Source organism: Streptomyces sp. NBC_00328 (assembly GCF_036139655.1).
In the GTDB taxonomy this organism is placed as follows: domain Bacteria; phylum Actinomycetota; class Actinomycetes; order Streptomycetales; family Streptomycetaceae; genus Streptomyces.
This window is the reverse complement of sequence record NZ_CP108013.1, coordinates 6,117,145-6,143,598: the sequence shown is the minus strand read 5'-3', so window position 1 is coordinate 6,143,598 and position 26,454 is coordinate 6,117,145. Positions and strand designations below refer to the sequence as shown.

At 72.7% G+C, this 26,454-nt stretch carries 24 protein-coding genes; 13 read left to right on the top strand and 11 right to left on the bottom strand.

From position 1 onward, the window contains the following. Window positions 1-17 precede the first annotated feature (17 nt). The 5 genes from OG485_RS27030 to OG485_RS27010 all read right to left on the bottom strand — a co-directional run bounded on the left by OG485_RS27030 (window position 18) and on the right by OG485_RS27010 (window position 4,986). Window positions 18-221: a cold-shock protein gene (locus OG485_RS27030; RefSeq protein ID WP_030362889.1), complete on the bottom strand. Its 204-nt coding sequence runs from the start codon at window positions 219-221 to the stop codon at window positions 18-20. A gap of 224 nt (window positions 222-445) precedes the next feature. Further along, the gene (gene hutH / locus OG485_RS27025) at window positions 446-1,984 is read right to left on the bottom strand and encodes a histidine ammonia-lyase (protein WP_328674680.1); all 1,539 of its coding nucleotides are present in this window, start codon (window positions 1,982-1,984) and stop codon (window positions 446-448) included. A 181-nt stretch (window positions 1,985-2,165) separates the two neighbouring features. After that, the gene (locus tag OG485_RS27020) at window positions 2,166-3,320 is read right to left on the bottom strand and encodes a GGDEF domain-containing protein (RefSeq protein ID WP_328671111.1); all 1,155 of its coding nucleotides are present in this window, start codon (window positions 3,318-3,320) and stop codon (window positions 2,166-2,168) included. Window positions 3,321-3,404: 84 nt separating this feature from the next. Continuing rightward, window positions 3,405-4,232 carry an enoyl-CoA hydratase/isomerase family protein gene (locus OG485_RS27015; protein ID WP_443048769.1) on the bottom strand — a complete coding sequence of 276 codons (828 nt, stop codon included), beginning with the start codon at window positions 4,230-4,232 and terminating at the stop codon, window positions 3,405-3,407. Window positions 4,233-4,416: 184 nt separating this feature from the next. Beyond that, a complete protein-coding gene (locus tag OG485_RS27010) occupies window positions 4,417-4,986 on the bottom strand; it encodes a hypothetical protein (RefSeq protein ID WP_328671110.1) in 570 nt (189 codons plus the stop codon). Between the two features lie 37 nt (window positions 4,987-5,023). Between OG485_RS27010 and OG485_RS27005 the strand changes: the two genes are divergently transcribed. Beyond that, a complete protein-coding gene (locus tag OG485_RS27005; protein WP_328671109.1) occupies window positions 5,024-6,109 on the top strand; it encodes a hypothetical protein in 1,086 nt (361 codons plus the stop codon). Between the two features lie 10 nt (window positions 6,110-6,119). Here OG485_RS27005 and OG485_RS27000 read toward each other — a convergent pair whose 3' ends face one another. Next, window positions 6,120-7,202, bottom strand: coding sequence for an adenylate/guanylate cyclase domain-containing protein (locus tag OG485_RS27000; protein WP_326790818.1), 1,083 nt, complete (start codon window positions 7,200-7,202; stop codon window positions 6,120-6,122). 800 nt (window positions 7,203-8,002) lie between these two features. Next, window positions 8,003-8,872 carry a biotin--[acetyl-CoA-carboxylase] ligase gene (locus tag OG485_RS26995; protein WP_328671108.1) on the bottom strand — a complete coding sequence of 290 codons (870 nt, stop codon included), beginning with the start codon at window positions 8,870-8,872 and terminating at the stop codon, window positions 8,003-8,005. 164 nt (window positions 8,873-9,036) lie between these two features. Between OG485_RS26995 and OG485_RS26990 the strand changes: the two genes are divergently transcribed. The 6 genes from OG485_RS26990 (at window position 9,037) to OG485_RS26965 (ending at window position 13,120) form a co-directional block, all read left to right on the top strand. Continuing rightward, complete coding sequence (locus tag OG485_RS26990; RefSeq protein ID WP_328671107.1) at window positions 9,037-10,629, top strand: acyl-CoA carboxylase subunit beta; 1,593 nt, start codon at window positions 9,037-9,039, stop codon at window positions 10,627-10,629. Window positions 10,630-10,660: 31 nt separating this feature from the next. Beyond that, on the top strand, window positions 10,661-10,870 hold the full coding sequence (locus OG485_RS26985; RefSeq protein WP_328448876.1) for an acyl-CoA carboxylase epsilon subunit: 210 nt from the start codon (window positions 10,661-10,663) through the stop codon (window positions 10,868-10,870). Between the two features lie 42 nt (window positions 10,871-10,912). Beyond that, window positions 10,913-11,242 carry a hypothetical protein gene (locus OG485_RS26980; protein WP_328671106.1) on the top strand — a complete coding sequence of 110 codons (330 nt, stop codon included), beginning with the start codon at window positions 10,913-10,915 and terminating at the stop codon, window positions 11,240-11,242. After that, a complete protein-coding gene (locus tag OG485_RS26975) occupies window positions 11,242-11,634 on the top strand; it encodes a hypothetical protein (RefSeq protein ID WP_328671105.1) in 393 nt (130 codons plus the stop codon). The genes OG485_RS26980 and OG485_RS26975 overlap by 1 nt, the downstream gene beginning before the upstream one ends. Before the next feature lie 597 nt (window positions 11,635-12,231). Next, window positions 12,232-12,360 carry a morphogenic membrane protein MmpB gene (gene mmpB / locus OG485_RS26970; protein ID WP_328671104.1) on the top strand — a complete coding sequence of 43 codons (129 nt, stop codon included), beginning with the start codon at window positions 12,232-12,234 and terminating at the stop codon, window positions 12,358-12,360. A 139-nt stretch (window positions 12,361-12,499) separates the two neighbouring features. Next, window positions 12,500-13,120, top strand: coding sequence for a Maf family protein (locus tag OG485_RS26965; RefSeq protein WP_328671103.1), 621 nt, complete (start codon window positions 12,500-12,502; stop codon window positions 13,118-13,120). A gap of 184 nt (window positions 13,121-13,304) precedes the next feature. On the opposite strand, the gene OG485_RS44050 is transcribed toward OG485_RS26965, so the two are convergent. Then, window positions 13,305-13,994, bottom strand: coding sequence for a hypothetical protein (locus OG485_RS44050; protein ID WP_443048768.1), 690 nt, complete (start codon window positions 13,992-13,994; stop codon window positions 13,305-13,307). A gap of 355 nt (window positions 13,995-14,349) precedes the next feature. Here OG485_RS44050 and OG485_RS26955 point away from each other — a divergent pair, with 355 nt between their 5' ends. Both OG485_RS26955 and OG485_RS26950 read left to right on the top strand, forming a co-directional pair. Next, a complete protein-coding gene (locus OG485_RS26955; RefSeq protein ID WP_328671102.1) occupies window positions 14,350-16,122 on the top strand; it encodes an acetyl/propionyl/methylcrotonyl-CoA carboxylase subunit alpha in 1,773 nt (590 codons plus the stop codon). 314 nt (window positions 16,123-16,436) lie between these two features. After that, on the top strand, window positions 16,437-16,982 hold the full coding sequence (locus OG485_RS26950; RefSeq protein ID WP_328674678.1) for a TetR/AcrR family transcriptional regulator: 546 nt from the start codon (window positions 16,437-16,439) through the stop codon (window positions 16,980-16,982). A 217-nt stretch (window positions 16,983-17,199) separates the two neighbouring features. Here OG485_RS26950 and OG485_RS26945 read toward each other — a convergent pair whose 3' ends face one another. Continuing rightward, complete coding sequence (locus tag OG485_RS26945; RefSeq protein WP_328671101.1) at window positions 17,200-18,165, bottom strand: DeoR/GlpR family DNA-binding transcription regulator; 966 nt, start codon at window positions 18,163-18,165, stop codon at window positions 17,200-17,202. A 167-nt stretch (window positions 18,166-18,332) separates the two neighbouring features. Beyond that, window positions 18,333-19,781, bottom strand: coding sequence for an NAD(P)H-quinone dehydrogenase (locus OG485_RS26940; protein WP_328671100.1), 1,449 nt, complete (start codon window positions 19,779-19,781; stop codon window positions 18,333-18,335). A 107-nt stretch (window positions 19,782-19,888) separates the two neighbouring features. Between OG485_RS26940 and OG485_RS26935 the strand changes: the two genes are divergently transcribed. The 4 genes from OG485_RS26935 (at window position 19,889) to OG485_RS26920 (ending at window position 24,576) form a co-directional block, all read left to right on the top strand. Further along, window positions 19,889-20,326, top strand: coding sequence for a gamma-glutamylcyclotransferase (locus OG485_RS26935; protein WP_328671099.1), 438 nt, complete (start codon window positions 19,889-19,891; stop codon window positions 20,324-20,326). 294 nt (window positions 20,327-20,620) lie between these two features. Then, window positions 20,621-21,445 (top strand): purine-nucleoside phosphorylase, encoded by an 825-nt coding sequence (locus OG485_RS26930; RefSeq protein ID WP_328553785.1) that lies wholly within the window; start codon window positions 20,621-20,623, stop codon window positions 21,443-21,445. Window positions 21,446-21,527: 82 nt separating this feature from the next. After that, complete coding sequence (locus OG485_RS26925) at window positions 21,528-23,159, top strand: phospho-sugar mutase (RefSeq protein ID WP_328671098.1); 1,632 nt, start codon at window positions 21,528-21,530, stop codon at window positions 23,157-23,159. Between the two features lie 196 nt (window positions 23,160-23,355). After that, entirely contained in the window at window positions 23,356-24,576 is a 1,221-nt protein-coding gene (locus tag OG485_RS26920; RefSeq protein ID WP_328671097.1) for a hypothetical protein, read from the top strand. 81 nt (window positions 24,577-24,657) lie between these two features. On the opposite strand, the gene OG485_RS26915 is transcribed toward OG485_RS26920, so the two are convergent. Next, on the bottom strand, window positions 24,658-26,361 hold the full coding sequence (locus OG485_RS26915; protein ID WP_328671096.1) for a hypothetical protein: 1,704 nt from the start codon (window positions 26,359-26,361) through the stop codon (window positions 24,658-24,660). Window positions 26,362-26,454 lie beyond the last annotated feature (93 nt).

The window sequence follows — 26,454 nt, the reverse complement described above, 5'->3', positions numbered from 1 at the left end:
GGAAAAGCGCGCTCGAACTAGGCGGGAACGATGTTCTCCGCCTGCAGGCCCTTCTGGCCCTGCGTGACCTCGAAGGAGACCTTCTGGCCCTCGAGGAGCTCGCGGAAGCCGGAGCTGGCGATGTTCGAGTAGTGGGCGAAGACGTCGGGGCCGCCGCCGTCCTGCTCGATGAAGCCGAAGCCCTTTTCCGAGTTGAACCACTTCACGGTGCCAGTAGCCATGTTGTTCTCCTGAACAGGTAGTTGGGCCCCCATCCGGAGATGCACCGGGTAATGCCGGAGATGCCGGTAAAACAAAACGCGCCTGCGGAGGATTCCGATCAGGCGCACAAAGTAAATGGGTACCAAAAACGTATCAATGAGACAGTAGCACACCCTGATACCAGGGAGCGAGGCGCTGCGTGTGGGCCGGGACACACCCGGCCCACACGCAGCGCACTCCGCCGCTACGCGAGCGGACCGGTCACCGGCTCCACCGCGGCCACCACACCACCGGCACGCACGAACGCGTCCGCCGCCGCCAGGTCGGGGGCGAGGAAGCGGTCCGGGCCGGGGCCCTGGACGCCGGCCGCGCGGACCGCGTCGATGACCGCCCGCGACGCCGGGGCGGGCGTCAGACCCTCGCGGAGTTCGATCGCGCGGGTGGCGGCGTACAGCTCGATCGCCACGATCCGGGTCAGGTTGTCCACGGAGGTGCGCAGCTTGCGCGCCGCCGACCAGCCCATGGAGACGTGGTCCTCCTGCATCGCGGAGGAGGGGATGGAGTCCGCGGACGCCGGTACGGCGAGCCGCTTCATCTCGCTGACCAGCGCGGCCTGCGTGTACTGGGCGATCATCAGGCCCGAGTCGACGCCGGCGTCGTCCGCGAGGAACGGCGGCAGGCCGTGCGAGCGGTTCTTGTCGAGCAGCCGGTCGGTGCGGCGCTCGGCGATCGAGCCGAGGTCGGCGGCGGCGATGGCGAGGAAGTCGAGGACGTAGGCGACCGGGGCGCCGTGGAAGTTGCCGTTCGACTCGACGCGGCCGTCGGGCAGCACGACCGGGTTGTCGACGGCGGAGGCCAGCTCGCGCTCGGCGACCGTGCGGGCGTGCGCGAGGGTGTCCCGGCCGGCGCCGGCGACCTGCGGGGCGCAGCGCACGGAGTAGGCGTCCTGGACGCGCGGGGCGCCGTCCTGGTGGTGGCCGGTGAGCTCCGAACCCTTCAGCACGGCCAGCATGTTGGCGGCGCTGGCGCTCTGGCCGGGGTGCGGGCGGATGGCGTGCAGCTCGGGGGCGAGGACCTTGTCCGTGCCGAGGAGCGCTTCGAGGGAGAGCGCGGCGGTGACGTCGGCCGACTTGTACAGCGTCTCCAGGTCGGCGAGGGCCATGACCAGCATGCCGAGCATGCCGTCGGTGCCGTTGAGGAGGGCGAGGCCCTCCTTCTCGCGCAGTTCGACGGGGGTGATGCCGGCCTCGGCGAGCAGCTCGCCCGCGGGCCGCACGACTCCGTCGGGGCCTTCGGCGTCGCCCTCGCCCATCAGGGTCAGGGCGCAGTGGGACAGGGGCGCCAGGTCGCCGGAGCAGCCGAGCGAGCCGTACTCGTGGACGACCGGGGTGATGCCCGCGTTCAGGATGTCCGCCATGGTCTGCGCGACCTCGGGCCGCACACCGGTGTGGCCGGAGCAGACGGTCTTGAGCCGCAGGAACATCAGCGCGCGGACGACCTCGCGCTCGACGCGCGGGCCCATGCCGGCGGCGTGCGAACGGACGATGTTGCGCTGCAGCTGGGCGCGCAGTTCCGGGCTGATGTGCCGGCTCGCCAGGGCGCCGAAGCCGGTGGAGACGCCGTAGACGGGCTCCGGCTTCGCGGCCAGCGCCTCCACGATCTCGCGGGCCGCGGCGAGGGCCGCCACCGCCTCGCCGGAGAGCTCGATCCGGGCGCCTTCGCGCGCCACGGTGAGAACGTCGGACGCGGTCACTCCGGACGTCCCCACCACCACAGTGTGCATATCCATATTCAGGAGCGTACGCAGTGAATTCGATGATGTCACTAGCGGGTGGCGGGTTGACCCCTTACTCCGGCGTACGTCACAACGGCCGCTCCGTCCGCCACGGCCGCCGCCCGGGGGCGTGTCACGGAAGCGCCGACCGCGCCGCGGCACGGCCCCGCGCGCGGCGGCCGCGCCGTCGTCACGTGCGGGGCCTGTCGTGCCGTCCGCGGAACCTGCGGCGCTCGCCCGCCGCCGGCGGGGGCGCGTCCGCGAGGCGCACCACGGGATCGTCGGGGCCCTCGCGCCCGGCGACCACGGGCTTCGCGGCCCGGACGGCCTTCGCACGGTACTGCGCCGCGTCCGCCAGCCGGAACAGCCGACGCGCCGACCGTACGGGGCCGATCGCGTCCCCGGTCGAGGCGACCCCGCACGCCACGCCCTCCCCGAGCTCCAACTCGGCCGCCCGGCAGCAGAGTTCACCGGCGATCCGGACCACGTCGTCGGCCGGCGGCCCGACCGCCAGCAGACAGAACTCATCGCCGCCCAGCCGTGCCGCGAGGGTGCCCGGGAGCATGGCCCCGCACAGCGAGAGCACCGACCCGAACCGTTCGAGGAGCCGGTCGCCGACGGCGTGCCCCCGGGTGTCGTTGACGCGCTTGAGCCCGTTGAGGTCGCACACGACGAGACTGACCACGGCACCGTCCTCCTTGTGCCGCTCCACGGCCTCCTCGAGCCGTACGTCCACGGCGCGGCGGTTGGCGAGTCCGGTCAGGGAGTCGGTGTACGCCAGGCGCCGGGCCTCCTCCAGGCGCTCGGTCTGCGCGATCCCTGCGGCGACGACGGAGGCGAGGACGGTCGCGAAGTCGGCGTCCTGCGGGCCGTAGACGGGGGCTCCGGCCGGACGGGCCACGTAGAGCTCCCCCCACGCCCGCCCGTGCATCACGATCGGCGCGACGACACAGCAGCCGCGGCCGCGCCTGCGCAGCGCCGCCACGCGCTGGTGGCAGTACCCGAAGGCGCCGGCCACGGGGCCGTCGGAGGTCTCGACCCAGGCGTTGGGCTCGCCGCCACCCGCCCAGCGCTCGTGCAGGAACTCGGTGATCTCCGGGAACTGGTGCACCGGGTAGGCCTCCCCGTCGGGGAACTCGTCCTCGTCCGGGGCGCGGTCGCCCACGTTGGCCAGCACCCGCAGGCGGCCGAGTTCGCGCTCCCACACGGAGAGCGCGGCGAAGCTCCCGGCCAGCGCGTGACACGCGCCGAGCGCCGCCGCCCGCCACGACTCCCGCGGGGTGTGCGCCGCCGCCATCCCCTGCGCCAGCGTCACCACGGCCCTCAGCCGATTGTCCTCGCCCATCACCCCAGGCTAGGTATATTTGCGCACATTTGGGACATCGGCGGAGCGAACAGGGGTCCGGGTCGCACGAACCGGATCCCGGGGCTACTCTCCCGGCCACTCCGGCTTGCGCTTCTCGTTGAACGCGGCGACCCCTTCCGCCCGGTCCCCGGAAAAGGCGACGGAGCGCCAGGCCGCGTCCTCGACCTCCAGACCGGCACGCAGGTCGAGTCCGTGACCGAGTCGCAGGGCGCGCTTGGCGGCGCGCAGTCCGACCGGCGAGTTGGCGGCGATCCGGGCGGCCAGAGCGAGCGCTTCCGCCCTGTCCTGTCCCGCCTCCACCAGCTCGTCCACCAGACCCAACTCCCGCGCCTCGGCGGCCTCCAGACGCCGCGCCGAGAAGATGAGCTCGGCGGCGCGCGCGGCCCCGACCCGGCGCGGCAGCAGCTGCGTACCGCCGCCTCCGGGAATCACGCCGATGGACACCTCGGGCAGTCCGACGACCGCCGAACGGTCGGCCACGATCAGGTCGCAGGACAGCGCCAGCTCGAACCCGCCGCCCAGCGCGAAGCCGTGAACGGCGGCGACGGTCGGCATCGGCAGTTCCAGGACACCGGTGTACGCGGCTCGCGCGAGCGGCCGCTGGCGTACCAACTCGGCGTCCGAGAAGGAGTTGCGCTCCTTCAGATCGGCGCCGACACAGAAGGCGCGCTCGTGCGTGGAGGTCAGCACGACCACGCGTACGTCCCGGTCGGCGGCGAGGGCGTCGCAGGCACCGGCGATCGACCTCGCCATGTCCGTGGACACGGCGTTCATGGCCTTGGGCCGGTCGAGGACGAGCTCGGCGACGTACCCGTGCCGCCGTACGGCCACGAACTCCCCGAACCTCCGCTCGCCCGACTCCGCCACCTGGTCCGCCTCGTGCTGCGCCATGACACCCTCCCGGTTAACGCGGGTTAACAATCGATGCTCCGATCATCGCAGCAGGCGCCGTCCGGCGAAACCCGCCCCCTCGGGCCGTAGCTCCTCGTTCGAGTGACATGTCGCCAGTCTTCGTTTCTCCGCCCTCAGACCGCGCATAACCTGCGCACCGCCGCAACGCATCAGGGACACCGGCTCACCGGGGAGGGACGACCATGACGAACCGCGAGACACCGCAGGCCACCAGCACCCGGCCGGGCCCGCGACCCGCACTCACGCGACCGCCGGCCCAGCGGGCGTCGTCCGGGGCCACCGGTCCCGGTACCTCGCCCGACCGGCGCTCCGACTCCACGGCGGCCGGGACCGCGCCGGCGGACACCGGGTGGATCCGCGTCACGCCGCTCAACCGGGCGTTGTCCGCCCCAGCCCCGGCGGCCGCCACGGGGGGAGCCGGAGCCGAGGTCGCCGGGACCACCGAGAGGCGCGCCCCGGGCCCACGGAGCGGAGCGACCGCCGCGGGGAAGGCCGGGACGACGCCGGACAGGGCCGCGAAGGTCTGGGCCCCCTCACCGGAGAGGCCGACCGCCGGTGCCGGAGCGGGCGCGCGAGCACGAGGAGCCGGTACCTCCGCGGCCACGACGGCACGCGGGGCCGCGGCCAGGGCGGGCGCCGAGAGGGCGGAGGCCGGGGCTGAGCCGCGCAAGGCACCCGTCGCGACAGGCTCCCAGGGGGCGGAGGCCGGGGCGAAGACGCGGGAAGCCGTCACGCGGGCAAGGGGCACCCAGGCGGGGGCACGGGAGGCCGTGGCTGAGCCGCGCAAAGCCACCGCCGCACCGGACGTTCAAGCGACACCCGCCACGGCGAAGGCACCGGAAGCCAGGGCTGAGACGCCCGAGGCAACCGTCGCGGCGGACACCCCGCGAGCGGAAGCCAAGGCGGCGGCCGAGAGGGCGGAAGCCACGGCCGAGCCGCGCAAAGCCACCGCCGCACCGGGCGCTCAAGGGACACAAGCCACGGCGAACGTGCCGGAAGCCGGGACTGAGACGCCCGAGGCCACCGTCGCGGCGGACACCCGGTGGGCGCGAGCCAAGGCGAAGGCACCGGAAGCCGGAGCCGAGGCGCGGGGAGCCGGGGTCGGGGCCAGGGTCGGGGCCCGGGAGGTGTCGGGTGGGGCCGACGGTGCCGGCCGGGGGCGACGGATCGTTCCGGCGCCGCGTTCGGCCGGAGTGCGCGAGCGCGCGTACGCCCCCGGCGACGAGCCCACGTACGCCCCCCGCGACGACGAGCCCGCTCCTGTCCGGCTCCGTACCGTCCGGGGCCGTCACCGCAAGCCCCGCCGACGCCGGGTGCTCTTCGCCGCGGGCGGACTCGCGCTCGCCGCGGGAGTGCTGAGCCTCGCCCGGATGACACCGGACTCGGTGACCGGGCACGCGGACGCCGGGGCCACGGAGGCCGAGCCGGTCGCGACCGCCACCGACAACGACGTCGCGGGCGACGCCGTCCCCACCGTCGCGGCCATGCCCTCGCCCACGCGGGCCGGGGCCGCACCGGCGAGCCCGGCGATGGGCGGGACGAGCCCGGCACCCACCTCGGACGCGAGCCGGATCCCGGCATCGGTCCGGACGCCGGGCGCCACGGTCCCGGCGGCCCGCGGCGCGGCCCCCGTCGCCACGACGCCGGGCAGCACCGGCATCCCCACGGCTCCCGTGACGACAGCGCCGCCCGCGCGATCGACACCGACGGCCACGGCGCCCGCAGAGGTACCGCGGCACACCCCGGCCCCGTCCCCGACCGCCAAGGCGCCGTCCCATCAGCCGCCGGACGTGTGCGTGCCGATCGTGGGGATCTGCGTGGGCGAGCTGCTGTCCCCCGGCCAGGACGGCCGGTGACCGGGACCCGCTACGCCTCGTCGGCCCGCCGGGCCAGCAGCCACGGCTCGATGACGCCGAGACCTCGGACGGGCCGCTGCCACATCGGCTGGAGCGCGAAGCGGTACGAGGGGGGTTCCTCGCCCTCCTTCTCCGCTGCGGCCGCGGCCTCCGCGGCAGCCGCCTCGGAGGCGGGCGCGTCACCGGTGCGGGTCAGCTCCTCGGCGAAGGCGCCGTCGACGAGGACGGCGTCGCGCGGCGCTATCGACGTCAGGCGGCTCGCCAGGTTCACGGTCGTACCGAACACGTCGCCCATCCGGGTGGTCACCGTGCCGAAGGCGATGCCGACACGCAGCTCCGGCATCGTCTCGTCGTTGGCCATCGTCTCGATGAGCCGCAGCGCGATCTCGGCGGCGACTCCGGCGTCGTCCGCGGAGTAGAGCACCTCGTCGCCGAGGGTCTTGATGAGCCGGCCCCCGTGGGCCGCCACCAGGTCCGCCGCGGTGGTCTCGAAGGCCTCGACGAGCTCGCCGAGCTCTTCCTCCTCCATGCGGCGGGTCAGCCGGGTGAAGCCGACCAGGTCGGCGAAGCCGACGGCGAGACGGCGGTCGACCATCTCCTCGTCGTCCGCCGCCTGCACGACCCGGCCGGTGGCCGCGGCGAGCTGGCGGCGCCAGACGTAGACGAGGAACTCCTCCAGCTCGGGCAGGAGCAGTTCGATCAGGGGGTACGTCACCTCGGTGCGCGTCATTCCCGGTTCCGGGGGCTCGGTCAGGCCCTCCAGAAAGGAATCGATCTGCCATTCGGCCAGACGGGCGGTGGTCTGCCCGGTGGACCGGGCGACCTGGACGGCCATGGCCTCGCTCAGCAGGCCCGCCTCGACGAGACCGGCGAGCCGGCGCAGGGCGAGCACGTCCGCCTCGGTCAGCGCCTTGGCCTGGCCGATGTCCGCGAAGCCCATCGCCCGCCAGAAGCGGGAGGCCAGCTCCATGGAGACGCCCGCGCTGCGGGCCGCCTGGAACGGGGTGTAGCGCCGCTCGGCGCCGAGGATCAGCCCCTCCAGGCGCAGCGCGAGCGGGTCCTCCCCCGAGTCCGGCTCGGCCTGGGGGTCCACCCGTCCGGTCGCCTCGTGACGTGCGTCGGGCCGGACGTCCGGACGGGTGTCCGGACGGGTGTCCGGACGGGTGTCGCCGCCGTGGTCGTCCCTGCGGATCTCGCTCCCCTCGTCGGAGCGGTCGTCCCCGTGGAGGCCGGTTCCCGCGTGCGGGCGGTCGTCCGGGCGGTGGTTCGGGCGGGTGCCGGTCCCGGCGTCGGGACGGGCGTCCTGCCGGGCCTCGCCGTCCGCGGCGGCCCGTGCGGTTGCCGCGTCCGTGACCGGCCCGGCGGCACGGCCCGGCTCGCCGCCGGGGGCGGGCTGGGCGCCCGTGCCGGAGCCGGTGTCGTCGACGGTCACTCCTGCTGCCCTTCCGATCTGCCATGGTCAGGTTCGACCGCGCTCAACTCTACGGCAGGTGTGCGCTGGCTCACTCCCGACGGCGGGACCGAGGCCGGGGACGGTGCCGAAGGCCTGGACCACTCGCGGGTCCAGGCCGTCACACCCCTCACCGGACCACGCCCTCGCACCGCCCGCCACGCCACGCCACGGCCTCGCACCACCCGCCGCGCCGGACTACGCCCTCGCACCACCCACCGCGCCGGACCGCGCCCTTCTGGCCTCCGGAGCGCCCGCTCGATGTCCAGGGCGCCCACAGGGCTGTCCACAAACGCGCCGACAGGCGGTTCGGCCACGCGGGCCGGACGGGCTCGGACGCCCCGGCCCGCGCGGCCCGTCGGGCCAGGCCGAGGCGCCGCACACCGGGCGGACGAGGATGCCGCGGCGCGCTCGGGTCGTGGCGGCCCTCCGCGCCCGTCGCCTCACGCGGGCCGCAGATGCACCACGTCCCCGGCCCCCACCGGCTCCTGCACGCCGTCCGCGGTCGCGATGACGAGCCGCCCGTCCCCGTCCAGGGCCACCGCTTCCCCGACGACCGTCCGGCCGCCGGGCAACTCGGCCCGCACCGTGCGCCCGAGCGTCGCGCATCCGGCCGCGTACGTCTCCTGGAGGCCGGACGCGACGGGGTCGCCGCCCGCGTCCCGCCAGCGCACGTACCACTGCTCCAGGGAGCGCAGCACGGCCCGCAGCACGGTGTCACGGTCCGTGGTCGTCGCGCCCGCCAGCGCCAGCGATCCGGCGCCCGGTACGGGCAGTTCCTCGGCGCGCAGCGAGACGTTGACGCCGATGCCGACGACGACCGCGTCGGCGCCCGCGCGCTCGGCGAGGATGCCGCCCGCCTTGCGTTCCTCTCCGTCCACGGTGACCAGCAGGTCGTTGGGCCACTTGAGTGCCGTGTCGACCCCGGCGGAGTGCGAGAGCGCCGTCGCGACGGCCACGCCGGTGAGCAGCGGCAGCCAGCCCCAGCGTTCGACGGGGACTCCGGTGGGCTTCAGCACCACGGAGAAGAAGAGGCCGGAGCGGGCCGGCGCGGTCCACCGGCGGTCCAGGCGGCCGCGTCCGGCGTTCTGTTCCTCGGCGACGAGGACCGCGCCCTCGTCGGCCCCCTTCTCCCCCGTGACGATGCCCGCCAGGTCGGTGTTGGTCGACCCGGTCCGTTCCACCACCTCCACGTCGGACCACAGGCCGCCGTCGCGGACCAGTGCCCTGCGCAGGGCGGCCCCGTTCAGTGGCGGACGGTCCAGGTCGGACCACCGGTTGTCGTTCGCGTCTGCTGCATCTCGCGGCGTCATGCAACCCACCCTAGGTGTGGTAAACGCCGCACTGCCGATAGGTAGGCACGCCACTACGCTACGGATGAGTAGCAAGTCCCCCTTCTGAGCACCGCTTCTGAGCACCGCGTTTTCTGAGCAGTCACCCTCACGTCCCCTTAGATCAGGCAGGGAGCCGCATCCCGATGTCCGAGCCGGAAGAGCTGCACCACCCCGACATCCACACCACCGCGGGCAAGCTCGCGGATCTGCAGCGCCGCATCCAGGAAGCGACGCACGCCGGCTCGGAGCGCGCCGTCGAAAAGCAGCACGCCAAAGGCAAGTTGACGGCCCGTGAGCGCATCGAACTGCTGATGGACGACGGTTCCTTCGTCGAGTTCGACGAGTTCGCGCGGCACCGCTCGACCGACTTCGGCCTGGAGCACAACCGCCCCTACGGCGACGGTGTGGTCACCGGCTACGGCACCGTCGACGGCCGCCCGATCGCGGTGTTCTCCCAGGACTTCACCGTGTTCGGCGGCGCCCTCGGCGAGGTCTTCGGCCAGAAGATCATGAAGGCGATGGACTTCGCGCTCAAGACCGGCTGCCCGGTCATCGGCATCAACGACTCCGGCGGCGCCCGGATCCAGGAAGGCGTCAGCGCGCTGGGCATGTACGGCGAGATCTTCCGCCGCAACACCCACGCCTCCGGCGTCATCCCGCAGATCAGCCTGGTCGTCGGCCCGTGCGCGGGCGGCGCGGTCTACTCCCCGGCCATCACCGACTTCACGGTCATGGTCGACCAGACCTCGCACATGTTCATCACCGGCCCCGACGTCATCAAGACGGTCACCGGCGAGGACGTCGGCTTCGAGGAACTCGGCGGCGCCCGCACCCACAACGCCGTCTCCGGCGTCGCCCACCACATGGCGGGCGACGAGAAGGACGCCATCGAGTACGTCAAGCAACTGCTGTCCTACCTGCCGTCCAACAACCTCAGCGAACCCCCGGTCTTCCCCGAGGAGGCGGACCTCGCCCTCACCGACGAGGACCGCGAGCTGGACACCATCGTGCCGGACAGCGCGAACCAGCCCTACGACATGCACACCGTCATCGAACACGTCCTGGACGACGCCGAGTTCTTCGAGACCCAGGCACTGTTCGCCCCCAACATCCTCACCGGCTTCGGCCGCGTCGAGGGCCACCCGGTGGGCATCGTCGCCAACCAGCCGATGCAGTTCGCCGGCTGCCTGGACATCGACGCCAGCGAGAAGGCCGCCCGCTTCGTGCGCACCTGCGACGCCTTCAACGTGCCCGTCCTGACCTTCGTCGACGTCCCCGGCTTCCTGCCCGGCGTCGACCAGGAACACACCGGCATCATCCGCCGCGGCGCCAAACTCATCTACGCCTACGCCGAGGCCACCGTCCCACTGATCACCATCATCACCCGCAAGGCCTTCGGCGGCGCCTACGACGTCATGGGCTCCAAACACCTGGGCGCCGACCTCAACCTCGCCTGGCCCACCGCCCAGATCGCCGTCATGGGCGCCCAGGGCGCCGTCAACATCCTGCACCGCCGCACCATCGCCGCCGCCGAGGACCAGGACGCCACCCGCGCCCGCCTCATCCAGGAGTACGAGGACACCCTCCTCAACCCCTACACCGCGGCCGAACGCGGCTACATCGACGCCGTCGTCATGCCCTCCCAGACCCGCGCCCACGTCGTCCGCGGCCTGCGCCAGCTCCGCACCAAACGGGCATCACTGCCCCCCAAGAAGCACGGAAACATCCCGCTCTAGAACGCCGCAGACCCGGATCCTGGGAGCAGACATGACGATCAAGGTCGTACGGGGCAATCCGACCCCGGAGGAGCTGGCCGCCGCACTGGCGGTGGTCCGCGCACGCGCCGCGGCGGTGGCGTCCGCCCCGTCCGGCGCGTCCGGGCCGCGTGACTCCTGGTCCGACCCCGCCCGCATCGCCGCGCACCGGCTCCCGCGGCCGGGCCCGACGTCCTGGGGCCGCAGCTGCTGGCCGGGCTGACGGGGCCGGGGTTCGGATCCCGCCGCTGAACTCCTCGCGAACATGGACGAGTTGTACAGCCTCGCCGTGAGTTGCGGCGGCGACCCGAGCCGGCTGGTCACTGACTACTACCGGCAGAAATTCTATGCGGACATCCACTGGAAAATGCCGGTCGGCGATGTCGACCGGACATTCATCGACTACGCCGACAGCCGGGGTGCGGAGCTGCTGTCCGAATGCACGGTCCTTTCCCACCTGCTCCCGGACGACATGCTGAGGGAGTTCCGCCTCGGCTTCGCCGCGACCCTGACCGCGCACGCCGGGCTGGAGGCCGGCAGCCGGGCGAAGATGAAGTCCAACCACGCCCGACTGTTCACGGACGGTAAGGCCTGATGCAGTCCTGGGTCCCGGCGGTGCTCTTCCTGGGCTTCTGCCTGGCCTTCGCGCGCGTCAAAAAGAGCCGAAGCCTCGCCGGACTGGTCAAGACCTCCACCGCCACGGGAACCCTGACCCTGTTGCTGGGCTGGTTCAAGGTCATCTTCGCCTTCCCGTCGAGCGCATGTCCCGACTTCCGCAACAGGCGCCCCACCGTCAACTTCGACCACTACGAGAGCAGCTACTTCCCACTGCGGGCCACCTGCCACTGGGACAACGGCGAGCAGAAGGCACTCGTCGGCGCCTGGATGAATCCACTCCTGTTCACCTGCATGGCCGTGCTGACCGGCTGCCTGGTGACGATGGCGGTCCTTGCCCACCGCCGCCACCGGAAAGGACACCCACGTTGAGCGACACCGCTCACATGCCCACCCGCCGTCAGACCCTCGGCATTGCCGCAGGCGTCACCACGGGGGCCTTCCTCGCCGGCAGCGGCTCCTGACCAGCGCGCGTGGCGCGGCGGACGGACACAGAACCACTGGCCCGTCGTCGGCCGCGGCCACATCGACACCTTCCGGATCGAGGGCACCGGTGTCGACGTCCCGCTCCTGAAGGGCGACGTGGCCACCGTACTGACCTACGTGGCCCGCCGGTTCGCGTACGAGATCGACATGCTCCGCCCCGGCGACGTGGAGAGCCACACGGTCCACCGCGCCGTCGGTACCGGCTTCGAGTCGAACCACCTCTCCGGTACCGCGATCTCGATCCGGCCGCTCTTCTACCCGCCGGAGCGCAGCCGGGTACGGGCCTGTCCGAACTCGAGGAGGTTGTCGTCGCGGACATCCTCGCCGACTGCCAGGGCGTCATGGGCTGGGGCGGACACACGAACCCGGTCAAGGAGTCCCAGGCCGCTGAAGCAACCGCGGACACCCGTTTTCACAGGATGCCCCCAAGTTGAGTACGCGTACTCAGGTGCCCGGCCCTCCTTCCGTCGCACGATCGGGAGCATGCTGTGGTCCGACCCCGAGAACGAACCCCCCGAGGATCTCCGCGACATGCAGGACATGTTGCGACGCCTGGGCGTTCTCCTGGCGCTGGCCATGGTGATCGCGATGATCCTGCTGGGCATCCGCTGACCGGGCCGACCCGGCTCGACCCGGCCTCCGACGGGAGGGCCCGCGTCCGGTGGTCCGGGTCCGCGCTCGGGCAGAGCCGCCCCGGACCAGGGGAACGGCGGCCGAGGCGGAGGCGGATCGGCGCCGATACCCTGGTTCCATGACCGATCAGCCGCGCCGCCGTCTCGTGCTCGCCTCCCAGTCCCCCGCCCGGCTCAATCTGCTGCGGCAGGCCGGACTCGCCCCCGAGGTGATCGTGAGCGGGGTCGACGAGGACGCCGTCACCGCACCCACTCCCGCCGAGCTGGCCCTCGCGCTGGCCGAGGCGAAGGCCTCCGTCGTGGCGGCACGGCCCGAGGTGCAGGGCGCTCTGGTGATCGGCTGCGACTCGGTGCTGGACCTGGACGGCCAGGCGCTCGGCAAGCCCGCCGACGCCGAGGAGGCCACCGCGCGCTGGAAGGCGATGCGGGGCCGGGCGGGCACGCTCCAGACGGGGCACTGCGTCTGGGACACGGCGCAGAAGCGGTGGGAGTCCGGGATCGCCTCGACCGTGGTCCGCTTCGGCGAACCGACCGACGAGGAGATCGCCGCGTACGTCGCCTCGGGCGAACCCCTGCACGTGGCGGGCGCGTTCACCCTGGACGGCCGCTCGGCGCCGTTCATCGAGGGCATCGACGGCGACCACGGCAACGTCATCGGCATCTCGCTGCCGCTGGTGCGCAGGCTGCTCGCCGAACTGGGCGTCGGCATCACGGAGTTGTGGACGCCCCGGGAGGCATGAGGACCACCGGCCCGGGCGCCCGGCCAAGAAGGCCCGCCGCCCGGCGCTCGGGGAACGTCCGTACGCCACAGGGCGGTTGCGGTCGAACGCCCGCAGGCCGGGCATCCGCACCCCGGCACCCGGGTGCCGGCTCCCCTGAGCGCCCGAGGGCGACAGGGGAGCCGGGAGAAGGATCAGGGAGCCGTCAGGAGGCCGAAGCGGCCGCCGCGACCGCGGGTTCCTCTTCGACGGCGGCCATCGCCTCGGCACCCTCCGCTTCGGTGCCCTTCGTGTCGGCGCCCTTCGTCGGATCGGCCTTCACCAGGTCGGCCTTCGCCTCGGCGCCCTTCGCCAGGTCGACCTTCCCCGCGGTGACGTTCCCGCCCGGGACCGGGCTCGCCGCACTGGTGCTCGCGGCAGGGCCGGTGCCGTCCGCCTCGGCCGCGTCCCCCTCGCCGTCACCGGTCCCGCCGGTCTCCGGCGCGGCGTCGACGGGACCGGTCTCCCGGCCGTCGTACGCCAGGAGGGTGAACACGACCAACGCGAACACCACCATCATGAGGGTGAACGCTCTCCAGCCCACCAGGCCCACCGTGAAGGCGCCGAGCAGGGCGTGCACCACGGCGGCGCTGATCAGCAGAAGCCGCCCGAGAAGGCCCGGGGGGCGCTGTCGGAGCGCGACCAGCAGGGCTGACACGGCACAGGCCAGGAAGTAGAGACCGAAGACCAGACCGCCGATCTTCGACGACCGCGACATCATGTCGGAGTCGATCCCCGCCACATGCATGTTCTGGCGGTCGGCGACCACGCCGAGGAACCAGTTGAGGAGAGCGATACCTGCCGCCTCCACGAAGAGCACGATCGCCGCCACCCACACCAGCGGTCTGCGCACCACCGGCCCCACCCACTTCCGCGTGCTGTTACCCCAAGTACGTCTTAGACATCCCGAACGCTACTAACGGGTAAACCCGGGGACAAGGGTTCGGTCGAGGGCAAAGAATCGTTGGGCCATTCGTAGGGACTCCACAAAGAATCGTTGTGGGCCGCAGCACGGAGTCACAGAGACCTTGACCACACCTGAGGGCTAGGGTTCAGGGAAGGATTCCCGCGTGCCTTGGCACCACAAGGGATTTCGCAGGTAGGGCGAGCCTCGTATCACGCTCCGTGTGGGCAAGCTCACCACTGGGGACAGCTCGAAGAGTCGTGTTGGCTGTCCCTAAACTCGGCTTGTTTTCAAGGAGGGAGCCATCGTGCGCAAGGTGCTCATCGCCAACCGTGGCGAAATCGCTGTCCGCGTGGCCCGGGCATGTCGGGACGCCGGGATCGCGAGCGTTGCCGTGTATGCGGAACCGGACCGGGACGCTCTGCATGTCCGTGCGGCGGACGAGGCGTTCGCGCTGGGCGGTGACACTCCGGCCTCCAGTTACCTGGACTTCGCCAAGGTGCTGCAGGCCGCCAAGGACTCGGGCGCGGATGCCATCCATCCGGGCTACGGCTTCCTTTCGGAGAACGCCGACTTCGCCCAGGCCGTCCTCGACGCCGGGCTGATCTGGATCGGCCCGCCGCCGCAGGCGATCCGCGACCTGGGTGACAAGGTCGCCGCCCGGCACATCGCGCAGCGCGCGGGCGCGCCGCTGGTGGCGGGCACCCCGGACCCGGTTGCGGGTGCCGAGGAGGTCGTCGCGTTCGCGGAGCAGCATGGTCTGCCGATCGCGATCAAGGCGGCGTTCGGTGGTGGCGGGCGTGGTCTGAAGGTGGCCCGGACGCTGCAGGAGGTGCCGGAGCTGTACGAGTCGGCGGTGCGTGAGGCGGTCGCGGCGTTCGGGCGCGGTGAGTGCTTCGTGGAGCGCTACCTGGACAAGCCCCGGCATGTGGAGACGCAGTGTCTGGCCGACTCCCACGGCAACGTGGTCGTCGTCTCCACGCGTGACTGTTCGCTGCAGCGGCGCCACCAGAAGCTGGTCGAGGAGGCCCCCGCGCCGTTCCTGTCGCCGGCGCAGGTGGACGAGCTGTACGCGTCGTCCAAGGCGATCCTGAAGGAGGCCGGCTACGTCGGCGCCGGCACGGTGGAGTTCCTGGTCGGCACGGACGGCACGATCTCCTTCCTGGAGGTCAACACCCGTCTGCAGGTCGAGCACCCGGTCACCGAGGAGGTCGCCGGCATCGACCTGGTCCGGGAGATGTTCCGTATCGCCGACGGTGAGGAACTGGGCTACGGCGATCCCGAACTGCGCGGGCACTCCATCGAGTTCCGTATCAACGGCGAGGACCCGGGCCGCGGCTTTCTGCCGGCCCCCGGCACGGTCACCGCGTTCGCGGCGCCGTCCGGCCCCGGGGTGCGTCTGGACGCGGGCGTCGAGTCCGGCTCGGTGATCGGCCCGGCCTGGGACTCGCTGCTCGCCAAGCTGATCGTCACCGGCGCCACCCGCGAGCAGGCCCTGCAGCGGGCCGCCCGCGCGCTGGCGGAGTTCCAGGTCGAGGGCATGGCGACCGCGATCCCCTTCCACCGCGCGGTGGTCACCGACCCGGCGTTCGCCCCCGAGCTGACCGGCTCGAAGGACCCGTTCACGGTCCACACCCGCTGGATCGAGACCGAGTTCGTCAACGAGATCAAGCCGTTCACCGCCCCGGCCGACACCGACACCGACGACGAGCCCGGCCGCGAGACGGTGGTCGTCGAGGTCGGCGGCAAGCGCCTGGAGGTCTCGCTGCCCATCTCGCTGGGCATGTCGCTGGCCCGCACCGGTCTGGCCGCCGGCGCCAAGCCCAAGCGCCGGGCCGCCAAGAAGTCCGGCCCGGCCGCCTCCGGCGACACCCTCGCCTCCCCGATGCAGGGCACCATCGTCAAGGTGGCCGTCGAGGAGGGCCAGGAGGTCAAGGAAGGCGACCTGATCGTCGTCCTGGAAGCCATGAAGATGGAACAGCCCCTGAACGCCCACCGCTCCGGCACCGTCAAGGGCCTCAGCGCCGAGGTCGGCGCCTCCGTCACCTCCGGCGCCCCCATCTGCGAGATCAAGGACTGAGCAACACGAACGGGTGACGCGCCCGTCATCGCGTCCGAAGCGCCCGGCGGACCGCATCTGCGGCCCGCCGGGCGCTTCACCGTGCGGGGCGGACCCGCCCACGGCGGCGCTCGGGCCCCCGTCCGCGCAACCGTCCATGATGCTTCGAGCCGTCCGGCGCGAAAGCCCGTGGAGGTCCGTCCAGGAGCCGCCGGTGGCATTCTGGAGCGCAGCCGGGCGGCGGGAGAGGGCAGGTGGAAGCCATGGTGGGCGCGACCGCGAGGGAGCGGGCCGGCACGTCCGGACCCGCCACGGACCCAGGAGCGCCGCGCGTGATGCGGGCGGACGCCCGGCGCAACTACGGACGGCTGCTCGCCGAGGCGCGCTCCGCGTTCGCCGAGCGCGGCACGGACACGTCCCTGGAGGACGTGGCCCGGCGCGCGGGCGTCGGAATCGGCACGCTGTACCGGCACTTCCCGAATCGGCACGCGTTGATGAGCGCGGTCTTCGAGGACGCCGTGAACGATCTGCTGGCCCGCTCGCGGGAGTTGCTCGACGCCCCGCAGCCGTGCACCGCCCTGGTGGAGTGGCTGCGCGAGATCATCGCGCACGCGGGTGAGTACCGAGGGCTCGCACGCGCCCTCATGTCGGCCTCACAGGACGAGGGTTCACACCTCGCCCGGTGCAGTGGCCCGATGCGTGAGGCGGGCAGCGCCCTGCTGCTGCGCGCCCAGGAGTCGGGGGCCGTACGCCCCGATGTCTCGATCGGTGATCTCCTCCAGCTGACCAACGCGATCGCGCTGGCGGCGGAGGAAACCGCGGACGACCCCGCGCTGGCCGACCGTCTGCTGAGCCTGACGCTGCGCGGCCTGAAACCGTGAGCCGGGCTCGCGGCCCGGAGACCCGTGAGCCCACCCGGCCACTCGGCGGCCCGATGGCGCCGGCCGACCCGGCCCGCCGCCCGACTCCGTGAGCCGGTCCGGCCCGCGGCCCGCAGCCTGACGTCGTCAGCCGACCTGTCCGGCTGTCCGGCTGTCCGGCTGTCCGGCTGTCCGCCGAGGATTTCAGCCCCCGGCGTCACCGTCCCGCCGACACCGCTCAGCGGCGTCGGAGATCGGCCACCCGTGCTCTTTCGGCCGGGGGCTGGTCCCCCATCACCGTCGCGCTCCGTAGTTGCGGTCCCGATCCCGGGACCACCTGGCCGCGGCGCGGGCCCGGGAGGGGTACGTCCCGACGCGGCTGGCGCCCCGCCGGGAGCGGATCCCCTCCCGCACCGCCCGCCGAAGACCCGGCCACCGCGATCTGCACGCCCTGATCGGCCAGGGCCTGGAGTTCGGTGGCCGCACGGTCGTCATGGGCGGGCGGCTCGTCCGTGACCAGGCGGGTGATGAGGTCGGTCGGCACGGTCTGGAACATGGTGTCCGTCCCGAGCTTGGTGTGGTCGGCGAGGACCACGACCTCCGTGGCCGCCTGGACGAGAGCACGGTCCACGGACGCCGAGAGCATGTTGGACGTGGAGAGTCCGCGCTCGGCGGTCAGACCGCTCCCGGAGAGGAACGCCCGGGAGACGCGCAGCCCCTGGAGGGACTGCTCCGCGCCCGAGCCGACCAGTGCGTAGTTGGAACCGCGCAGGGTGCCGCCGGTCATCACGACCTCCACGCGGTTGGCATGGGCCAACGCCTGGGCCACCAGCAGGGAGTTGGTGACGACGGTCAGACCGGGCACCCGCGCGAGCCGGCGGGCCAGCTCCTGCGTGGTGGTACCCGCCCCCACCACGATGGCCTCGCCTTCTTCGACGAGACCCGCGGCGAGATCGGCGATGGCCGTCTTCTCGGCGGTCGCGAGATGCGATTTCTGCGGAAAGCCGGACTCCCGCGTGAACCCGCCCGGCAATACCGCACCGCCGTGCCGGCGGTCGAGGAGTCCTTCTGCCTCCAGCGCGCGCACGTCCCGCCGTACGGTCACTTCGGAGGTCTGGACGACGCGGGCGAGCTCACGGAGCGACACGGCCCCGTTCGCTCGCACCATTTCGAGGATCAATTGGCGACGTTCTGCAGCGAACACGAAACTGACAGTAACCCCAACGACCGTCTGCTTTCAGCAGTTTGCGCCGAATAACAGAAGTTGTTCGCATGGCGGGGTGCTAAGTGGTATACGTGCCTACTCGCGGCACCCGTTCCCTGCGCAGCGTCACCAACTCCCCGTGACCAGCGGGGAGTCGCCGAAAGTCGTCAGCCCTCGCTCGTGGTCTTCCGGGTGTGCAGCTGTCGTGCCACCTCGGCGATCGAGCCGGACAGGGACGGGTACACGGTGAACGCGTTCGCGATCTGTTCGACCGTCAGATTGTTGTCGACCGCGATCGAGATGGGGTGGATCAGCTCCGAGGCGTGCGGGGAGACGACCACACCACCGACCACGATGCCGGTGCCGGGGCGGCAGAAGATCTTGACGAAGCCGTCGCGGATGCCCTGCATCTTGGCGCGCGGGTTGCGCAGCAGCGGCAGCTTCACGACCCGGGCGTCGATCTTGCCCGCGTCGACGTCCGCCTGGGAGTAGCCGACGGTGGCGATCTCGGGGTCGGTGAAGACGTTCGAGGAGACCGTCTTCAGGTTCAGCGGGGCCACCGCGTCGCCGAGGAAGTGGTACATGGCGATACGGCCCTGCATGGCGGCGACGGACGCGAGGGCGAAGACGCCGGTCACGTCACCGGCCGCGTAGACGCCCGGAGCGGTCGTACGGGAGACCCGGTCCGTCCAGATGTGCCCGGAGTCGCGGACCCTGACGCCGGCCTCCTCCAGGCCCATCCCGCTGCTGTTCGGGATGGCGCCGACGGCCATCAGGCAGTGCGTGCCGCTGATGACCCGGCCGTCGGAGAGCGTGACCTCGACCCGGTCGCCGACCCGCTTGGCGGACTCGGCGCGGGAGCGGGCCATGACGTTCATGCCTCGGCGGCGGAAGACGTCCTCCAGGACGGCGGCGGCGTCGGGGTCCTCGCCCGGCAGCACGCGGTCGCGGCTGGAGACGAGGGTGACGCGGGAGCCGAGTGCCTGGTAGGCGCCGGCGAACTCGGCGCCGGTGACACCGGAGCCCACCACGATGAGTTCTTCGGGCAGCTCGTCGAGGTCGTAGACCTGGGTCCAGTTCAGGATGCGCTCGCCGTCGGGCTGCGCGTCGGGCAGCTCGCGCGGGTGCCCGCCGGTGGCCAGGAGCACGGCGTCGGCGGTGAGGGTCTCCTCGGTGCCGTCCGCGGCGCTCACGACGACCTTGCGGGAGCCGTCCAGGGCCTGCATGCCCTCCAGCCGTCCGCGTCCGCGCAGGACACGGGCGCCGGCACGGGTCACCGAGGCGGTGATGTCGTGCGACTGGGCGAGCGCGAGGCGCTTCACGCGGCGGTTGACCTTGCCCAGGTCCACGCCGACCACGCGGGCGGCCTGATCGATGTGCGGGGTGTCGTCGGCGACGATGATCCCCAGCTCCTCGTAGGAGGAGTCGAACGTCGTCATCACCTCGGCCGTGGCGATGAGAGTCTTCGACGGCACGCAGTCGGTGAGCACCGACGCCCCGCCCAGACCGTCGCAGTCGACGACGGTCACCTCCGCGCCGAGCTGCGCGGCTACCAGCGCCGCTTCATATCCGCCGGGTCCGCCACCGATGATCACGATCCGAGTCACGTACTCCATTGTCCCGCACGCTTCAAGGTGCTTCCGCCCAGGGGCCCCCGATCCGGGGCATCCGCGCCACTTTGTTACGCGAGAGACGTACGTGCCGCTGCCGTACCCTCGACCCCATGTCGCTCTACGCCGCGTACGCCGGCAATCTCGACCCGCGGCTCATGACGCGCCGCGCCCCGCATTCACCGCTGCGCGCCACGGGCTGGCTGAACGGCTGGCGGCTGACCTTCGGCGGCGAGCACATGGGCTGGGAGGGAGCGCTCGCGACGATCGTCGAGGCGCCGCGGTCCCAGGTCTTCGTGGCGCTGTACGACGTCGCACCGCTGGACGAGGACTCCATGGACCGCTGGGAGGGCGTCGGCCTCGACGTCTACCGCCGGATGCGTGTACGTGTGCACACACTGGAGGGTGAGGAAGCCGCGTGGGTCTACGTACTGAACGGGTACGAGGGGGGACTGCCCTCGGCGCGTTATCTGGGCGAACTGGCGGACGCCGCCGAGTCGGCCGGCGCACCGCACGACTACGTCATGGAGCTGCGCAAGCGGCCCTGCTGAGGTCGCTTCCACCGGCGCGCGCCGCCGCTCCGCGGCGGAATCCTGGCCGCTCCGCGGCGCTTTCTCCCACCCGCCCGTCCGTCTCGCTCCGTCGCGGGGGCGCCCTCGTCACCCCGCCGCTCCGCGGCGTCCTTCCCACCCGCCCCCCGTCTCGGCCCGTTTCAACGGTGCCCTCGTCGTGCCCCTCGCACCCCACCCACCCCACCCATTTGTCGGAAACGACAAGACAACGATCGCAAGACCGTGAGCACCGTCATCTACGCGCGTAGGAACAAACCGGCTACGCTCTTGCGCGTGAACGCATCTCTTCTTCCGGACGACATCCAGGGCGACCCCCACGCCGCCGCCGACGCCGCCGCCACGCGCCTGCGTGAGCTGACGGGCGCCGAGACCCACGACGTCGCCCTCGTGATGGGCTCGGGCTGGGCTCCCGCCGTGGACGCCCTCGGCACCCCCGAGGCCGAGTTCCCGGTCACCGAGCTGCCCGGCTTCCCGCCGCCGGCGGTCGAGGGCCACGGCGGCACGATCCGCTCGTACCGGATCGGCGACAAGCGCGCCCTGGTCTTCCTCGGCCGCACCCACTTCTACGAGGGACGCGGGGTCGCCGCCGTCGCGCACGGTGTCCGTACCGCCGTCGCCGCCGGCTGCAAGACCATCGTGCTCACCAACGGCTGCGGCGGACTGCGCGAGGGCATGCGCCCCGGTCAGCCCGTGCTGATCAGCGACCACATCAACCTGACGGCCACCTCGCCGATCATCGGCGCGAACTTCGTCGACCTCACCGACCTGTACTCGCCGCGGCTGCGCGCGCTGTGCAAGGAGGTCGACCCCTCCCTGGAGGAGGGCGTCTACGCGCAGTTCCCCGGCCCGCACTACGAGACGCCCGCCGAGATCCGGATGGCCCGCGTCATCGGCGCCGACCTGGTGGGCATGTCGACGACCCTCGAGGCCATCGCCGCACGTGAGGCGGGCGCCGAGGTGCTCGGCATCTCCCTCGTCACCAACCTCGCCGCCGGCATGACGGGCGAGCCCCTCAACCACGAGGAAGTCCTCCAGGCCGGCCGCGACTCGGCGGCGCGCATGGGGGAACTTCTGACCCAGGTGCTGGATCGTCTGTAGGCGACGGGTGTCCGCCCCCGGCACCGGGGGCACGACGACCCGGGCACACGGAACCGTACGACCGAAGAGAGGTGCACCCCAGGTGCAGGACGACATCGTCGCGCGGGCCAAGGCGTGGCTGGCCGAGGACCCCGACGCGGAGACCCGTGACGAACTCGCGAAGCTCGTCGAGGCGGAAGACGTCACCGAGCTGACCGCCCGCTTCAGCGGGACGCTCCAGTTCGGCACCGCGGGTCTGCGCGGTGAGCTCGGCGCGGGGCCGATGCGGATGAACCGTTCCGTGGTCATCCGGGCCGCGGCCGGACTCGCCGCGTACCTCAAGGCCCAGGGGCACACCGGCGGACTCGTGGTGATCGGCTACGACGCCCGCCACAAGTCCGCGGACTTCGCCCGGGACACCGCGGCCGTGATGACGGGCGCCGGCCTGCGCGCCGCCGTCCTGCCCCGGCCGCTGCCCACCCCGGTCCTCGCCTACGCCATACGGCATCTCGGCGCGGTCGCGGGCGTGGAGGTCACCGCCAGCCACAACCCGCCCCGGGACAACGGCTACAAGGTCTACCTCGGCGACGGTTCGCAGATCGTCCCGCCGGCCGACGCGGAGATCGCCGCCGAGATCGACGCGGTCCGCGCGCTCGCCGACGTGCCCCGCCCCGAGTCCGGCTGGGAGACCCTCGACGAGAGCGTCCTTCAGGCCTACCTGGCCCGTACGGACGCCGTCCTCTCTGAGGGCTCGCCGCGCACCGCCCGCACCGTCTACACGGCGATGCACGGCGTCGGCAAGGACGTGCTGCTCGCGGCCTTCGCGCGGGCCGGGTTCCCGGAGCCGGTGCTCGTCGCCGAGCAGGCGGAGCCCGACCCGGACTTCCCGACCGTCGCCTTCCCCAACCCGGAGGAGCCCGGCGCGATGGACCTCGCCTTCGCGGCGGCCCGCGCGACGGAACCCGACCTGATCATCGCCAACGACCCGGACGCCGACCGGTGCGCCGTCGCGGTGAAGGCCGGCGCCGACTGGCGCATGCTGCGCGGCGACGAGGTCGGCGCGCTGCTCGCCGAGCACCTGGTGCGGCGCGGCGCGCGCGGCGTCTTCGCCGAGTCGATCGTCTCCTCCTCGCTGCTCGGCCGGATCGCCGAGGGCGCGGGTCTGCCGTACGAGGAGACGCTCACCGGCTTCAAGTGGATCGCCCGGGTCGAGGGGCTGCGGTTCGGGTACGAGGAGGCGCTCGGCTACTGCGTCGACCCCGAGGGCGTACGCGACAAGGACGGCATCACCGCCGCCCTGCTCGTCACCGAGCTGGCCTCGGAGCTCAAGGAGCAGGGCCGGACCCTGCTCGATCTCCTCGACGACATCGCCGTCGCGTACGGGCTGCACGCCACCGACCAGCTCTCGGTGCGGGTGGAGGACCTCTCGGTCATCGCGAACGCCATGCGCCGGCTGCGCGAGCAGCCGCCCACGGAGCTCGCGGGTCTGGCCATCACGAAGGCCGAGGACCTGACCCGGGGTACGGACCGGCTGCCCCCCACGGACGGCCTGCGCTACACCCTGGACGGCGCCCGGGTCATCGTCCGGCCGAGCGGCACCGAGCCCAAGCTGAAGTGCTACCTGGAGGTCGTGGTGCCCGTCGGAGGCCACGACGCTCTCCCGGCGGCCCACGCGAAGGCGGCCGAGCTGCTGACGGCGATCAAGCGGGACCTGTCGGCCGCGGCCGGCATCTGAGCCCACGCCCGGCGGGAGGCGGCCCGTCCGCCGCCTCCCGCCGGTGATCCAAACGACAGGCCCGAAGCCCCGACACGCACATCCGCCCTCCTTACGGGTGATTTCCGCACGGCAGTTGACGCAGCGCTCCCGTGCGCCACCGGACGACCGAGGAACGGTTACCGGCAGCGCACCATCGAGTCCCAGGAGCCGCCGCGTGCCCTCGACCGATTCCCGGCCGACGTCCGCCCCGCCCCACAGCGCCCCGGGCGGGAGCGCCCCCGGCGTCCCGGCCGCCCGGCGCGGACCGGGCGCCTCCGGTCTCCTCACCGCGGTCCGCGCCGCTCTGCGGCACGCGGCGCCCGCGCTCCTCGCCTACGCGGCCGTCCGCCTCACCGGACTGGCCGTACTCGCGCTCTGGGCGCACCGGCGGCATCACGGCGTCTGGCCGGCCCTGGCGGCCCAGTGGGACGCGGACTGGTACCTCGGCATCGCGGACCACGGGTACGCGCGCCACCTGGGCACCGCGTTCGACGCGAACAACCTGGCCTTCTTCCCGCTCTACCCGGTCCTGGTCAAGGCCGTCGCGGTCCTGACCCCCGGCTCGCGCGCCTCCACCGGGCTGGCGATCGCGGTCGTGTCCTCGTTCCTCGCCGCGTGGGGAGTCCACGCGGCGGGCAGTCACCTGCACGGCCGCCGCGTGGGCGTGCTGCTGACCGTGCTGTGGGCGGCCCTGCCGGTGGGACTGGTCCAGTGGATGGGCTACACGGAGTCGCTGTTCACCGCGCTCGCCGCGTGGGCGCTGTACGCGGTTCTCACCGGCCGGCTGCTGTGGGCCGCCTCGCTGGCGGCGCTGGCGGGGCTGACCCGGCCCACCGGTGTCGCGGTGGCCGCCGCCGTGGCCGTCACCGCGCTGCTGTCGCTGCGCCGGGGCTTCACCGTCCGGGCGCTCGCCGCGGCCGTCCTGGCCCCGGCCGGCTGGCTCGCGTACGTCGGCTGGGTGGGCCTCAGGCTGGGCCGCTGGGACGGCTACCTCGCCGTACAGCGGCTGTGGCACAACGAGTGGGACGGCGGCGCCGAGACCGTGCGCCGGATGCGGGAGGTACTGGCGCAGAACTCGTCGCCCGAGCTGTTCCTGATCATGGTGACGGTGACCCTGCTCGCGGCGGTGGTGCTGTACGGCCTCTCCGTGGGGGACCGCCAGCCGCTTCCGCTGCTGGTCTTCACCGGGATCCTGCTGCTGATCGTCCTCGGCAGCGGTGGCGTCTACTTCCCCCGCGCCCGCTTCCTGCTCCCCGGCTTCCCGCTGCTGCTCCCGCTCGCCCTGTACCTGGCCCGTGCCTCACGCCGCCTGCGGACGCTGGCTCTCACGGCCGCGGTGCTCGGTTCGGCGTACTGCGGCGCGTACATGGTCCTGGTGTGGCCGAGCGCGCCCTAGGAGCCCTGGTCGGATACCACCTCCACGCGGGCCCCCGGCCTCACCGTCGCGTCGCGGGATCTCCGGCCGTCACACCTCGGCTCACCCGTCCAGGAACCCCATGAGGCCGGCCGGCACGGCCGTCAGCCACACCAGGACGAACGGCACCGCCAGCGGCCACAGGGGGCGCCCCCGCTCGCGCTCCTCGCTGTCGCCGGTGGGGCGCAGGGCGGGGTCGGTGTGCATGGCGGTGACCTCGGCGGCCAGGGCGTCGTACGGGTGGGTCACACCCCGATGGCGCTGGAACCAGGCCCAGCGGGGCGCGGAGACCGTCCAGGCCCCGTCGCCGCGCCAGCGCAGCTTGAGTTCGAGCGACTCCCGGCGGACGGAGTGGATGTCGTCCCACGGGATGTGGGTGATCCCGCGCAGGCCGTTCAGCCAGAGCCCGGTGCGGTCCGCGGTGACGCGCCAGCACAGTTTCACAGGGATGCGGAACGCGCCGGACAGGCCGACAAGGAGGAGGACGATCTGCTTCCAGAGGCTGATGCCCCCGTCGGTGGACGTGACCCAGCACAGCAGGACGCCCGCCGGCACCATCAGGAAACCGGCCAGCCAGTCCACCGCGCCCGCGCGCCAGCGCCGTACCGGCACCAGGTCCTTCAGACGCGCGGCCTCCACCAGCCCGAAGTACTGCTCGTCGTCCACCGCCCTCCGGGCCGCCGTTCGCTTCGCCCGCTTGAGCCGCCGCCGCACTCCGCCCTCCGAAAGCGGGCGTACGGGCCCGGACGACCGTTCCGCCACCGGCGGGTCGCCGGGCTTCGCCGGGGCGCTGACGAGCGCGACCTCGGCACCCTCGTACGGCACCCCGTACAGGACGGCCTCCCGCAGCGGCCCCGGCCGGTCGCCGTCGAGCCGGTCGGCGGACTCCGCCAAGCCCGCCGCGTCCGCCAGATCCAGCGCCGTGTCCGTCACGGCGTCCGCCACATCGCCCCCGTCGTAGTCCGTGTCATGGTCCAGCGGAACCACGCCGACGGTGAACAGCGGTCGCAGGCCCGCCACGTCGTCCGCGGCGAAGACCTTCGCGTCGCCGCGTCCGGTCGTACGCATCAGGACGCGCAGGACGGGCGCGGGCGCTGCGCGCAGCGCGGCTGCCCGCCGCCTGCCCAGCACTCCGGAGAGCAGCGCGGTGACGCCCAGCCCGGCCGCGAAGCACCCGGCGACAGCCACCGCCCGGCGGCTCTCCGAGGAGTTCCACACACCGACGGTCGCGATCAGCCCGATGCCCGCCAGGATCAGGGCGATCCCGAGCCCGGAGAGGAACCGGCCGCGCCCGAGGGGCCGGTCCCCGTCCGGCAGGGGCGCCGTCACACCTCCGGAAGCGGCCAGCGCCGCCTCCCGCTGTCGCTCCCGCGCCCGCAGTCGCAGGGTGGAGATCGCCATGGCGGTCGCGGTCAGCAGGAGTGCGCCCGCGAGGACGGGGAGGACCGGCGCGGGACGCAGGACGACGGCCGCCAGGGCCAGGGCCGGCGCCGACACCCGTACGACCTCGGGCCGTAGCTGCAGCCAGACCAGGAGGAGTCCGGCCGGCGCCGCGAGGTAGGGCGGCAGACCGGCCCCGGTCAGGCCCAGGGCGGCCAGCGCGCCGGTCAACAGCACCAGCTTGAGAACCCTCAGCCCGACTCGTGGCACCGGTATCCAGCCCGGCGGCAGCACCCGCGTCCAGCGGAGGGTGTGTTCCGTGCTCCAGGGAAGGCAGCCGTCGGGTATCGCGGTGGCGGGCAGTGTCCGCCGGACGTCGGTGTTCATCGTTTCCCAGAGACTCGGACCACGGGGGCGGTTGTGCAGCAGGCCCTCGGCTTCGTCTCCGGGTGGGGGAACGGCGGTCGCGGCCGATGCGGG

What these genes read in the sequence shown, in the direction of transcription:
- OG485_RS27030 (WP_030362889.1), bottom strand. Translation starts at nt 221, where the DNA reads ATGGCTACTGGCACCGTGAAGTGGTTCAACTCGGAAAAGGGCTTCGGC.
- hutH (WP_328674680.1), bottom strand. Translation starts at nt 1,984, where the DNA reads ATGCACACTGTGGTGGTGGGGACGTCCGGAGTGACCGCGTCCGACGTT.
- OG485_RS27020 (WP_328671111.1), bottom strand. Translation starts at nt 3,320, where the DNA reads ATGGGCGAGGACAATCGGCTGAGGGCCGTGGTGACGCTGGCGCAGGGG.
- OG485_RS27015 (WP_443048769.1), bottom strand. Translation starts at nt 4,232, where the DNA reads ATGGCGCAGCACGAGGCGGACCAGGTGGCGGAGTCGGGCGAGCGGAGG.
- OG485_RS26995 (WP_328671108.1), bottom strand. Translation starts at nt 8,872, where the DNA reads ATGACGCCGCGAGATGCAGCAGACGCGAACGACAACCGGTGGTCCGAC.
- OG485_RS26990 (WP_328671107.1), top strand. Translation starts at nt 9,037, where the DNA reads ATGTCCGAGCCGGAAGAGCTGCACCACCCCGACATCCACACCACCGCG.
- OG485_RS26985 (WP_328448876.1), top strand. Translation starts at nt 10,661, where the DNA reads ATGACGATCAAGGTCGTACGGGGCAATCCGACCCCGGAGGAGCTGGCC.
- OG485_RS26980 (WP_328671106.1), top strand. Translation starts at nt 10,913, where the DNA reads ATGGACGAGTTGTACAGCCTCGCCGTGAGTTGCGGCGGCGACCCGAGC.
- OG485_RS26975 (WP_328671105.1), top strand. Translation starts at nt 11,242, where the DNA reads ATGCAGTCCTGGGTCCCGGCGGTGCTCTTCCTGGGCTTCTGCCTGGCC.
- mmpB (WP_328671104.1), top strand. Translation starts at nt 12,232, where the DNA reads ATGCTGTGGTCCGACCCCGAGAACGAACCCCCCGAGGATCTCCGCGAC.
- OG485_RS26965 (WP_328671103.1), top strand. Translation starts at nt 12,500, where the DNA reads ATGACCGATCAGCCGCGCCGCCGTCTCGTGCTCGCCTCCCAGTCCCCC.
- OG485_RS26950 (WP_328674678.1), top strand. Translation starts at nt 16,437, where the DNA reads ATGCGGGCGGACGCCCGGCGCAACTACGGACGGCTGCTCGCCGAGGCG.
- OG485_RS26940 (WP_328671100.1), bottom strand. Translation starts at nt 19,781, where the DNA reads ATGGAGTACGTGACTCGGATCGTGATCATCGGTGGCGGACCCGGCGGA.
- OG485_RS26935 (WP_328671099.1), top strand. Translation starts at nt 19,889, where the DNA reads ATGTCGCTCTACGCCGCGTACGCCGGCAATCTCGACCCGCGGCTCATG.
- OG485_RS26915 (WP_328671096.1), bottom strand. Translation starts at nt 26,361, where the DNA reads ATGAACACCGACGTCCGGCGGACACTGCCCGCCACCGCGATACCCGAC.